Below are 12987 nucleotides of genomic sequence, written 5' to 3' on the forward strand. Positions count from 1 at the left end.
AGTGTATCATAGTCAACATACCTATAAAGGGAATGCGATATCGCTCAGCATACTTCCCACGCCATTTCCCATAAGGCACCTATCCCAGGCTCAAAATCACCGCTGATATCACGACAATACTCACTAAATGGCCAAGCTTTACATTTATAATAACGGCCAGTGCCTTGATGCCACACTTTTGTGCCTGGCTGATAATTTTGTGATTGCTGAGGATAGATATTTGACGTGTGCGCTTCACTACTTCGCGCCTTTGCTTTAGCAGTACATTGATAGCTGAGTTCAAACTGGGTTATACCACTACTTGGGTGGCTAAAAACAGGTAACTCTCCGTAGCCCACTTCCCAGCCCAATAAAGCTTTTTTACCCACTTTAACGAGGGGGAGATGAAAATTAATGAGGTTTGCCAGTTCTCGCGTCCAATACTGAGATGTTTGCATTGCGTTATAAGCGATGTTCAGAGTGAGCTGCAAAGCTTCAACTTCACCTTCTTGAGTAAAAAAATGCGCAGTAACATTATCGCCAACATATAAATGACGGTTTTGTTTTAATACTGATATCTGTTGCCATTCATCAAGTATCAATGGGCGCCTAAACATAACTATCTCAAAATAAAGAACGTATCTAAATTATAGCTAGCAACATCCCAAACTCAACCTTTTTACTACAAAATAGAAAATAACTACTACTTTTGTACACACCCTCATATTCTACACAAAAAAGGCCAGCATATGCTGGCCTTGGTATTCCTAAAATAAAGTCTTAGATATTTTGCACTTTACCTTTAGGGTTAAGTGCATTACCTGCACGTTTAATCAAGCTTAACCCCTTACCAAATATATTACGAATATCAGTCAGTATGATGTACAAACACGGCACCAGTAATAGTGTAATTAATGTCGCAAACACAACGGCAAAGCCAAGAGACACGGCCATTGGAATGACAAACATTGCCTGTAAGCTGGTTTCGAACATGATCGGTAGTACGCCTACAAAAGTTGTAATCGATGTAAGCGTTATTGCACGGAATCTTGCACAACCGGCTTCAATCACCGCTTCTTTTAATGAGTGACCCGCTTTACGAGATTGGTTTACAAAATCCGTCATTACTAGCGAGTCATTGATAACAACCCCAGCTGCAGCAATGATCCCGTAAAGTGACATCAGACTTAAATCTAAGCCAAATGCTAGGTGACCCCATAATGCACCAACCAAGCTAAACGGAATAACAGACATAACAATCAATGGCTGAGAGTAACTCTTAAGCGGAATTGCCAATAAGATATACACTAATAACATACCAATAATGAAGAATACGATTTGCTCATTCGTTTGTGCTTGCTGCTCTTCAATCGCACCACCTAGCTTAGTTTTAACAGACGGGAATGCCTTAATCAGCTCAGGTAATATTTCATCATCAATGCGTTTAGTCACAGCATTGGGTTCTACGACCTCTTCATCGATATTACCGTATACATACACAGTACGATAACCGTCTTCACGGCGGATGTAGCTGATACCCGGCTTTTCAGAGATCTCAACCACATCACCTAGCATCACTTCACGACCTTGCGGCGTTTTGATCACGGTATGCTTTAATGAAGAATATGCTTCACGAGTCAATTTCGGGTAACGCACCATAACGCGTACTTCTTCACCATTACGGATCACACGCTGCGCTTCACCACCGTAGAAGCTCGCACCTACTTGAGAACCAATATCTCGCAAAGTTAACCCCAGCTCATAAGCAACAGGTTTAAGTGCTAGCTGGATCTCTTTACTTGCAGGGTCAATGGTTGAACTCACATCAAAGATGCCTTTTTCAGTTTGTAGCATACTGATCAACTGGCGACCCGCCGCATTCAGCGTATCTATGTCAGAACCAAATAATAGGTAACCGAAATCACCGTTACTACCCATGTTTATCACTTCATCGTCAATTTGAATTGACTTCATACCTGCAATTTCAGGTAGTTGTTCACGCCAACGACGCGTTAATTCAAAGGTATTAAATGGACGGTCTTCTTCATCAACGAGTGGCGCTAATAGACGACCTTCTGTACGACCTTCGTTAAATACCATGACATCACGTAACATAGTTGTGCCATACTCTTGCTGAATTTGTTTATCTACATTCAGCACCACAGCCTCAAGCTTTCTAATCGCCTCAATCGTCTGTTCATCAGACACATTGTCATTCATGGTGATATTAATACTTGGGAAGTCATGTGGGATCTTCGGTAAGAACAAGGTACGCAACATACCACTGCTACTCAAAGCAATACTTGCGATGAACATGCCAATAAAGGCACACAATACAGTCCAACGCCACTCTACACACAGTTTCACAAAGCGACGATAAGGCCCATTCACAAAACCAAAGAACTTAGTATTAAATTTATGACGCCAGCTATCTTCTTTTAACGGTTTGAATTTAATCGCGGCAATATGCGCAGGCAAGATCAGTTTAGATTCAATCAAACTGAAGAACAGACACAGCAGTACTACACCGGCGATATTAATGAAGTTGGCACTTTCAGGACCTGTCGAGAACATGAGTGGCGCAAATACAGCCATCGTTGTCAGTACACCAAAGGTTGCTGGCGTAGCAACGCGTTTTGCACCCACAATCACGTTATGCACACCAGGGCCTTTTTTCTCTACTTCTGTGTAAGCGCTCTCACCGATCACAATCGCATCGTCAACGACAATACCTAGCACCATAATGAAGGCGAATAAAGATGTAACATTAATGGTGATACCTATAACTGGCATTAACATTACCGCACCCAAGAAACATACTGGAATACCGATGGTTACCCACATTGCTAGCTTGAATCGTAAAAACAAAAACAGCATTAAGGCTACAAGGAACATACCTTGTAATAAGTTGCTCTTCATCATAGTTAAACGACCATTTAAGTAATAGGTCATATCAACCAGAGATTTCAGTTCAACCCCAGCTGGCAGCTCTTCACTCTTCAACTCAATGAATTTCTTAACTGACTCAGCAACCGGCACCATATTTTGCTCTTTGGTTGCCTTTACAGAAATAAATACTGCGTTCTTACCATTAAGCTTGAAGTAGCGTTCACCTTCAGTGAATTCGTCTTTGATTTCTGCAATATCTCGCAGTAGTACTTTACCGCCATGTGCGCCTACCTTTACCGGCAGTTGACGGAACTCGTCGCCATTATAAGACTGGTTTTCAATACGCACCGAGATGATGCCTGAGTCAGTACGTAGCTGACCTGCAGAGAAGTTTGCAGAGTAATTACGAATAGTGCTTGCCACGTCGTTAATGGTCAAACCATATTGGCGCAGCATATCCGGTTTAATCTCAATGGCGATTTCGTCTAAAGGCACACTCACATCAACCAGAGATACATTGTTGAGTTGCAAAAGCTCGTCTTCAATGCGCTTTGCCATCGGTTTTAATTCAGTTAACGGCAAATCAGCCGACAAAGTCATTTCTATGACTTGTTGCTGGAATTCAATCTGACTAATGGTGACCGGTTCCATCGCTGCTGGGAAAGTCGCAATGCCATCGACACGCAGCTTTACCTTGTCGAGTACATCAGTTAACTCAACATCTGGATCGATTTCTAACGTCGCGCTACCACCATTACGGTTTGCACGGTAAACCCCTTCTTTGATCTCAGTGACATCTTTCAATGCCTCTTCAATCTTCATCAGAATACTTTCTTCAATTTCTTGTGGTGAAGCACCTGGATAGTTCGCAGATACCGTAATATAGTTAATTTCTACATTCGGAAACATCTGCCTTTGAATGGTGTTGTAGGTATATAAACCAATAATGATGATGAAAAACATCAATAAGTTGGCCGCAACCGAGTTCTTTGCAAACCAAGCAATTAAACCGGTTTGCTTTTCAAGTTCAGCTTGACTCATCTGCTACTCCTTAAAGCTTGTCAGTGGTTTCAGCTTTAGATGAATCCGAACCAGCAACTTTTACCGACATCCCTGTTTGCGGGTATTCAGGTAAAGTAGTTACCAATTTCTCGTTATCTTTTAGGCCTGTACTCACATAGAAATACTGACCTTCTTCGCGGATCACTTGTACTTTGCGAGATTCAAGCTGGCCTTCGCTATTTAACAGCCAAACTGTGTTGTTATTTACTAAATCTTGCGGCAAACGATAGATACTATTTAACGTTTTACCAGAGAAGTTAACTTGAACGTATGAGCCAAATTTCACTTGTGGTTGCTGTGTCTGTAACCCGTATGGATCTGCGATTCTGACAACCAGGTTAACCATGCGCGTTGCTTTATCAACCACGCCTAAATCACGGTGAATTTTTGCAGAACGAGTAAAACCGTTTAAGCCCGTTTGTGTAATAGTCGCGTCTAAGCCCTCGATGCGCTCTGGTAAAAAGGCACTATCAAATCCTGCAACCGGAATAATCACTTCAGCATGCTCAATGTTATTAAGCTGCGCGATACTGCTACCCATACTCACAAACTGGCCTAAACCAATATCTCGAGAAACAATTAACGCATCGTAAGGTGCAACCACATCACAGTTATCTAAATCACGCTGTGCACGTTTCAGAGCCGCTTTCGCTGATTTTAAAGCTGCTTGGGCACTCAAAAGTTGTGGTTTACGAAGAAATAAATCTGTGTGCTTTTTGTTTGGGAAGCGCTTTGCTTCATCAGCTGCAACATCGGCAAGTGCTTGCTCTTCTATAAGCTTCGCTTCTGCGCGCGTTACTTCTGCTTCGGCTTGCAAGACAGCCGCTTCATAGTTGTCTTTTTCAATACTCAGTAACACTTCGCCTTTGGCGACAATGCCACCAGTTACAAAGTTTTCGTGCCAAGCCACTACTTCGCCAGATACCTGAGCTGAAAGCCTAGTACTTTCAAAAGGTTGAACTTCACCATAACTGTTAATAACAACTTGATGGTCAAGTGCTGAAACCGCCTCAACAGCAACAACAGGTCTAGTATCTACCTGCTCCTTTGCATCCGGCTCATTGGCCAGAACTTTGATGCCTTGAGCGCCCATCATCCCAACAACGATAGCTGCGACAGGGAATATCCATTTTAGTACCTTCGTTTGCATAACGATTTCACCTATTAAAAAATTTGCTAGCCTTTTCTACTTTTTATACTAACAAGATTAATACCAAGAAAAATGTGACATTTGTAAGAATCTGTTACAGCTAATACGATGAGTGACAGGTTTTTGGTTTTACATACTATGTTACAAAATCAAAAACATATTAAATCAATCACTTAACAAGATTTACACTGTCCCAATTATGTCATCAATCGCATCAATATGGCTTTATAAGTCATATTCGGTACACTAAAAAATCCAAAGAAAAATTAACAAGCGTACTTATGAAAAAAACTGCCCTATCTCTTGCGCTAGCACTAACATTTGCTAGCCAAGCAGCCATTGCTGCTGATAAGAAAAAAGAAGATAAAAAAGAAAAAACCATTGCTAGTCTGATTGAAAACAAAACCGCATTCAAAGGTGTATTTGAGCTTTATCAAGATAAGAAAACGGGCGAGCACTTACTTGTTTTAGAAGAAAGCCAATTAAATACTCCTTTTGTTTATTTTGCACATACTGTTGACGGTGTAACAGACGCAGGCCACGTGCGTGGCAGCTACCGTGAAACTAAACTGATTGAATTTAGACAGCATTTCAACCGCATCGATATCATCAGCAAAACACCACGCTACCAGTTTGAAGAAAACACTGCACTAGCACGTGCAAGCGAAGCAAACATCAGTGAAGCGGTACTTGCGAGTGTAAAAATTGAAAAACAAGAAGATGGTAAAATTGCATTTAAAGCCGACAAAATCTTCTTAAGTGAATCACTACACAAGGTATCACCTTGGAAACGTGCTGGTGATAAAAATGCCAGCAAACGCTTCAACGTGGGCAAGCTGGATAGCAAGAAATCTCGTATCATCAAACAGCGCCCATATTCAAATAACTTAGACATTGTTGTTGATTATGTATTTAGTAACCCGAACCCAAGTGTGCGTGGTTCTGCTGCAGTAACAGATCCACGCTCTGTGTCAGTCAAAGTTCAGCACAGTTTTGTGGCACTACCTAAAAACGATTACCAGCCTCGTAAAGACGACGCGCGCATCGGTTATTTCACTAACCAATTCGACGTGATGACTTCACCTGATTGGACACCTTACAATGACGTAATCAAACGTTGGGACTTAGTGAAAAAAGATCCTAGCGCTGAATTATCTGAGCCTGTAGAGCCAATTGTGTGGTGGATAGAAAACACCACGCCTGTTGAATGGCGTGACACAGTGCGTGACGGCGTATTGGCTTGGAACAGTGCATTCGAGAAAATCGGTTTCAAAAACGCATTAGTGGTTAAAGTACAACCTGATGATGCAGAGTGGGATGCGGGTGACATTAACTACAACGTGCTACGTTGGACATCTTCACCTCGCCCTCCTTTCGGCGGTTACGGTCCTGCACTTGCGCACCCATTAACGGGCGAAATCTTAGGTTCAGACATCATGCTTGAGTATGTGTTTATGAAGAACCGTTGGATCTACGACACACTTTACAGCCAAGGTGCAATGAGCCACAGCAATGCCGATTTAGGCGAACATGATGCGATGAACTGTTCATTAGGTCATGAGCTACAAGGCGAAATGATGACAGCCAGCCTGTCAACAGGCAGCGACATTGAACGTAAAGAAATGCTTCGCCAAGCCCTTGTACAACTTATCTTGCACGAAGTGGGTCACACACTAGGTCTTAACCACAACATGAAATCGTCTATCATCTGGGATGAAAACGAAGTACACGATAAGAACCTAACACAAGGTATCGTGACCGGTTCAGTGATGGATTATGCACCAGCGAACATTGCGCCACTTGGTAAAAAGCAAGGCGATATCTTCCAAACTCGTCCGGGTCCTTACGATGATTGGGCAATTGAATACGGCTACAGCGTTGCAGCAAGCACGGCTGATGCAGAAGATAAACGCCTTGAAGCAATTCTATCTCGTTCAAACGATCCAAAGCTAACATTCGGTAATGACGCAGACGATATGCGTGCACCTGGTCGCCATATTGACCCACGCGTGATGATCGGTGATTTATCGTCTAACCCTGTGGCCTACGGTGTTGGCCGTATGGAACTTATCGACAACCTACTTGGCAAGCTAACTGACACTGCACGTGTACAAGGCGAATCACATCAACAGCTACTAACCTCTGCAAATGTCCTATTCGGCCAATATAAGCGCCAAGCTGACGTGATCTCTCGTCAAATTGGTGGCGTATATGTTGAACGTAACGTAGTAGGCACAGCTGATGATGTAAAACCATTCACACCTGTACCTCTAGCGCGCCAAAAAGAAGCGATGCAAGCACTAGCTGACAAAGTATTTGCACCAAACGTATTGGCAAACATGCAGCCTCTGTATAACTTCATGCAGCAACAGCGTCGTGGCTTCAACCACTATGGTAAGAACGAAGATCCAAAAGCGCACAAAATGGTTTTAGGCATGCAGAAATCAGTGCTAAACCAACTGTTACACCCAAATGTGTTACAGCGTTTATCTGATACGGCGCTATACGGTAATGAGTACGCGTTAAACGACTTTATGACTGATTTAACCGCTGGCATTTTTGTGAAGAGCAAAGAAGTAAGCACATTCAGCCAAAACCTACAGGTTGAATATGTTAACCGCTTAATCAAAGCCGCAGGTCTTGGTAAGCCAAGTAAATATGACAATCTAGCGAAAGCAGCAGCGTTATATCAGTTACAACAAATCAATGACATGAGTGCACCTTGGGGCGCTGATACAGCCACTAAAGCACATCATGCCTATATTAAGCGCCTAATCGAGAAAGCATTAGACGCTTAATCACTCAGTTTGCATTGTGATGTTAAAAGGCCAGCGAAGTTTATGCTGGCCTTTTTATTTATCTGTTCTAATTAAGATGAAACTTGATCAGCTACATTTTACTGACTTCGATCGGCTGGATAGCCACAATACCTTGATTTCGAATGGTCACATTAAAACGCTTTTGCCCACATTCCAGTGGATAAACGCCATCCTTTAGCCCTTTGTTGGCTAAGCTGTTTAACGCCGCAGCTAGCAACATGGTGTCATCTTCTTTCTGCTCGCCGCGTTTCGCCATATATGCCATGCCTTGTTGCATCGCTTTTTCAACCACGATACCCGCTACTTTTTTGCTGGCCTGCTGTTTAAACAATTTAAAAAGTAAGGTCTTAATCAACACGAACATCTCACCCCAACCTTGGTAATAATTTAACTCATCCTAATATAGCGGTTAGTCCCAATATTAGAAAATCATAATCAATTTAAAATGCAACAAGGTGTAAATATCTACCGATTGAGTAAGAGTTGCCCGAAATCGAACACCCCTTGTTCGTTACCGCACACACGTCATCTAGAAACCACTCATAAAAAACCGTAAGAAACTGATAATTAATAACTTTCAATTTTGGCACAAGACTTCCTTAATCATTAGCATAGTTACTTATATGCAGGTTTTACATGGATATTTCGACCACCACTCAGCACAAACCTAAACAACATAAATATATTTGGCTAACCGCGGGGTTAATGGCTTTTGCATTACTCGTTTTCTGGCTAAATAACCCGTCAATACCGACTTTAAAGATCGCTGAGCTCGAAACAGCTACGGTTCAGCAAGGTCCGCTCGATATTAAAATTCCTGTGCTCGGAGAATACGCCTCACGCTACGAGCGTTTGATCAGTGCGCCCGAAACCGCACAGGTCTCAGAAATCTTTTTACGCGCAGGTGCGGAGGTCACACCCACTAGCATCATCGCGAAGTTAAGTAACCCAGATCTTGACCAGCAACTCTTTGAAAGCCAATCACAGCTAGAACGTATGCACTCAGAATTCGCGGCATTTAAATTACAAAAGCAAAACGAACAACTCAACTTTCAAGCTGAGCTGGCCGATATGCAAAGCCAAATTCAGGCTGCACAACTCGATGTAGATGTAAACCAGCGACTCGCGCAACAAGGGATCGCCGCCAAGATAGAATTAGAACGTGCCGAGCTACGTTTGTCGCAACTGCAAAAACGATTGCAGTTTGCGCAATATCGTTTCGAAAAGCAGCAAGAAATGCACAAACTTGAACTTGAACAACAACAAATACAGCTTAATCAACAGCAAAAACAAGTGACACTCATCGCCGATAAAGTGGCGAACCTCACCGTCACAGCAGGCATCGAAGGCACATTACAGCAGCTCGACATTGAACTTGGGCAGCGCGTATCTCAAGGTCAGGCCATGGCACGTGTTGGCTCTAAGTCTCAGTTAATGGCGCGCATTAATATTCCTCAGCGTCTTGCTGAACGCGTTCAATTGGGCGCGCAAGTTAACTTAAAACACCCACAAGGGGCATTTTCGGGCACTGTGCAACAACTCGGCTCAGTGGTTGAAAACGGTTTTATCATTGCCGAAGTGCACTTTAATGAAGGCGCACCGGCTAACTTACGTCCTGCACAGCCAGTTAATGCCTTAGTGTTTTTAGAACACCTTGAAAATGCGCTCTATATCGCACAGCGTCCAGGTCTCTCACCTTTAGGCACGCAACCGCTTTACAAAAAAACAGCTCAGCAAGCACAGCTTACACAAACACAAGTTCGCTTTGGTGAGCTGAGCGAACAATACCTTCTCATTCACTCCGGCCTAAAAGTCGGTGACATAGTTATCACATCTGATCTCAGTCAGTGGCATAATTTCAGTCAGCTTGCGCTTGATAACGACAAACTATAAGGAACGCACATGAAAACTTTAGTGACCATTAACAACATCAACAAAATCTATCAGCAAGGACAAGTAAACACGCATGCGTTGCAAGATGTGTCGTTACAAATTCAAGAAGGCGAGTTCATAGCTATTTCTGGCCCTTCAGGCTGTGGTAAATCGACATTACTCAGTATTTTAGGGTTACTTGATACCGCATCTGACGGTCAATATGTATTGGCAGACATAGACACAAAAACCCTCAATGTCGATCAGCGTTCGCAAGTCAGAAACAAACATATTGGCTATGTATTCCAGTCATTTAATTTGATCGATAGCTTAACTGTATTCGAAAACGTGGCATTACCTCTTGAACATCGTGGCGCGAGCAAAAAAGACATTAAATCCGCCGTAGAAAAACAACTTGCCGCCGTTAATATGACAGGTCGCTTAGATCACACACCAAGCCAGCTTTCTGGCGGGCAACAACAGCGAGTTGCGATTGCTCGTGCTTTAGTGGGTGAACCTGATCTGCTACTCGTGGATGAGCCAACCGGTAACCTAGACAGTCAAAATGGTGATGCCGTGATGCAGCTGTTATTAGAGCTCAACCGTCAAGGTACCACCATTGTCATGGTGACACACGACGAACGTTATAGCCGTATGGCGAAACGCCAAATTCGTTTATTTGATGGCAAAGTCTTAGTAGAGCAGCAGGAGGCGGTAGCATGAGTATTTACCAACGCGCGCTGAAACATGGGGTGCAAAGGCTGATCACAAAACCAAGGTTAGCCCTGCCTGTACTGATCACATTAAGCTTAACCTTAGCCGCCGTACTCACCGTCGTTGCTATGAGTAGCAATCTAATTTTTAAGCCTTTGCCAGACATTAAAGGCGAGCAGAATATTTATTATGTTGATAGGCAGGTACAGGTCTCTGAAGACTTTAAAATCTCGATATTTAACCGCCACGGCGCCGCTGAATTTGCCGATTATTATAAGCAGATTGGTGAGGTTGCCACCTTGCATGCCCGCGCCAATTCTGTACAGGTCAACGATCAAAACCTGGCCATTACTAAGCTAACTGCTTCAAATAACTTTCAAACAGTTATTGCCAATACGCCACTATTAGTTGGTGAGATGCCAAACTTGAGTAATCAAGAGGGGGCTGTGTGGATATCTGAGAGCCTATGGCGTAACGCTTTTGCCAGCAGCTCAAATGTGGTCGGTCGACAATTAGAACTCGAAGGAAACCAGTTGCTTATTCGTGGAGTATTCGCTGATTTTCGCTCGTTTTATAGTATGGATGATATCGTTTCGCAGCAAACGTGGCAGTTCTTTGATTTAGCGAGTCACTTAGCCGATACTCCCTCAAATCGCTTTGGCGGTTCAAATAAACTGTTTATCAAAACGCAAAATCAAGTATTTACCGAAGAAATGCTCACCCAATTTTGGCAGCAATTATTCACAAAGTATGAGGCTGAACTAGCAACCTATGTAGATATGCTCGAGCAAATGGGTACATCTAGCAAAGTTGAACTTTATCGCGCACATTTAATGAAAGATCAAAACACACTGATTGTTTTTCTATTTATCTCAGTGTCTGCATTACTGTTCATGGCGAGCTTAAACTTATTCAACTTGTTCTTGTCTCACTATCAACAGCGCGAGCAAGAGTTTGCCACCCACCTATGCCTAGGTTCTCCGAGAAAGCGTTTATTTATCATCGCCTTTTTAGAAAACCTTCCACTCTTTTTACTCTCTGCACTCGTTGGCCTGTTTGCCTGTGCTTGGCTTATTCGTGCTCTGCCTATTATCAGCGGTGGCAATATTGAAATGCTTTCACTGGTAAATTTAGATCTCGTGACTGTGAGTATGGCCATATTCATTGTCTTGATCATCAATGCTGTTTTCTCTCTGTCAGCCATATTCCAGTGTGATTCGACGGCACTAAATCAACACATCAATACCTCTAACAAAGGGGTGAATGCTGGCAAAATGAGCCCGCTGACTAAAGCATTATTTATCGCACAATTAAGCTCGGCCGCATTGATCATGACAGGTACAGCCCTCTTAGCCGAAGCAACTTACAACAAGGTAAATGTCGATTTAGGCTTCACACCAGGCAATACCATGATGGTGAAAGTTGACCTTGAGGGGTTAGATACTCCACTACCGACAGAAGAGCAACAAAGAAGCGAGGAGCAAGAGCGTCGTAACTTAGAAATCCTTGATATCAAAGCACAGTTATCATCTGCTGCATTAAGCATTCAGCCGCAGCTGAATATACTCGATTCTCAAGGTGAACCATTTGGTGAAAACATGATGATTTCTATGAACTTCGATGCCGACACTAATCAGCAAATCACTTATATGTACAAAAATATTGGCGCTGATTATATCGACGCGTTTGGACTGAAGCTACTTGCTGGCCGTAACATAACAGCAGAAGAGCAAACTTCCTTGGCACAAGTCGCGATTATTAATGAACCTTTGGCATTGCAACTATCTCAGGATGGCACGATTGAATCAGCCATAGGTAAACAAATAGGTACTTTACAAATCATTGGTGTGATTGCTGATCATTACAGCCTTGTCAGCAAAGGTCGAGGCTACCCAATCTTACTCGCGCCTATCATGAATACAGCAGAAGCAGGGCTTTACATCATGATGCAACTGCCTGAGGGACAAACGTTCAAGCAATCAGAGCTTGAAACAGCCATGTTAAGTGCACATCCAAAGGTAAAACAGTTACAGTTTGATTCACTGGCCTCAATTTGGGACAAGCATATCGAGCAAGATCGCATTCGCTTTTACTTTATTTCAGGTTTATGTGTATTAACCTTGTTACTGGCTTTTGTTGGCTCAAATGCCATGGCGGTTGGTTTTAGTGAATTAAAGCGTTTTGAACTGGCCATCAGAATGGCAACGGGGGCAACCCGAGTATCATTACTGAAGCGCACTTTGCAAAACATCACGCCTTTATTACTGATTGCCGCAGGCATTGCCATTGCGCTATCAAGTATTGGCTACGGCGTGCTTCAACAAAACCACAGTAGTCTGCCAGCACTTTCTTGGACGGCACTGGGCTTGTTTGGTTTTGCCTTGCTTGCTATCGTACTCTCAGCCATTACTTGGGTTGTTTGGCGTATTATCAATGCCGACCCGATGCGCGCACTAAGAGAGTTATAATACCTAACTCTCTGAATCAAGGACCGGGCGGCTA

At 43.0% G+C, this 12987-nt stretch carries 8 protein-coding genes; 4 read left to right on the forward strand and 4 right to left on the reverse strand.

All coding sequences use genetic code 11. The features are described 5' to 3' along the window. Positions 1–44 precede the first annotated feature (44 nt). The 3 genes from PP2015_RS16575 to PP2015_RS16585 form a co-directional block, all read right to left on the reverse strand. Positions 45–581, reverse strand: coding sequence for a hypothetical protein (locus PP2015_RS16575; protein WP_058031356.1), 537 nt, complete (start codon positions 579–581; stop codon positions 45–47). A 178-nt stretch (positions 582–759) separates the two neighbouring features. Then, a complete protein-coding gene (locus PP2015_RS16580) occupies positions 760–3909 on the reverse strand; it encodes an efflux RND transporter permease subunit (RefSeq protein ID WP_058031357.1) in 3150 nt (1049 codons plus the stop codon). A gap of 10 nt (positions 3910–3919) precedes the next feature. Continuing rightward, complete coding sequence (locus PP2015_RS16585; protein ID WP_058031358.1) at positions 3920–5080, reverse strand: efflux RND transporter periplasmic adaptor subunit; 1161 nt, start codon at positions 5078–5080, stop codon at positions 3920–3922. Positions 5081–5361: 281 nt separating this feature from the next. Between PP2015_RS16585 and PP2015_RS16590 the strand changes: the two genes are divergently transcribed. Next, positions 5362–7878 (forward strand): zinc-dependent metalloprotease, encoded by a 2517-nt coding sequence (locus PP2015_RS16590; RefSeq protein WP_058031359.1) that lies wholly within the window; start codon positions 5362–5364, stop codon positions 7876–7878. 91 nt (positions 7879–7969) lie between these two features. On the opposite strand, the gene PP2015_RS16595 is transcribed toward PP2015_RS16590, so the two are convergent. Continuing rightward, positions 7970–8257, reverse strand: coding sequence for a hypothetical protein (locus tag PP2015_RS16595; RefSeq protein ID WP_128724142.1), 288 nt, complete (start codon positions 8255–8257; stop codon positions 7970–7972). Positions 8258–8535: 278 nt separating this feature from the next. On the opposite strand from PP2015_RS16595, the gene PP2015_RS16600 reads away from it, so the two are divergent. From PP2015_RS16600 to PP2015_RS16610, 3 genes are read left to right on the forward strand one after another with little or no spacing between them, the layout of a single operon-like run. Continuing rightward, positions 8536–9792 (forward strand): HlyD family secretion protein, encoded by a 1257-nt coding sequence (locus PP2015_RS16600; RefSeq protein WP_058031361.1) that lies wholly within the window; start codon positions 8536–8538, stop codon positions 9790–9792. 9 nt (positions 9793–9801) lie between these two features. Continuing rightward, positions 9802–10494 (forward strand): ABC transporter ATP-binding protein, encoded by a 693-nt coding sequence (locus PP2015_RS16605; protein ID WP_058031362.1) that lies wholly within the window; start codon positions 9802–9804, stop codon positions 10492–10494. Beyond that, complete coding sequence (locus PP2015_RS16610; protein WP_058031363.1) at positions 10491–12953, forward strand: ABC transporter permease; 2463 nt, start codon at positions 10491–10493, stop codon at positions 12951–12953. Before PP2015_RS16605 ends, PP2015_RS16610 begins: the two co-directional genes overlap by 4 nt. The last annotated feature ends 34 nt before the right edge of the window (positions 12954–12987 follow it).

Origin of the sequence: Pseudoalteromonas phenolica (assembly GCF_001444405.1) — a bacterium.
In the GTDB taxonomy this organism is placed as follows: Bacteria; Pseudomonadota; Gammaproteobacteria; order Enterobacterales; family Alteromonadaceae; genus Pseudoalteromonas; species Pseudoalteromonas phenolica.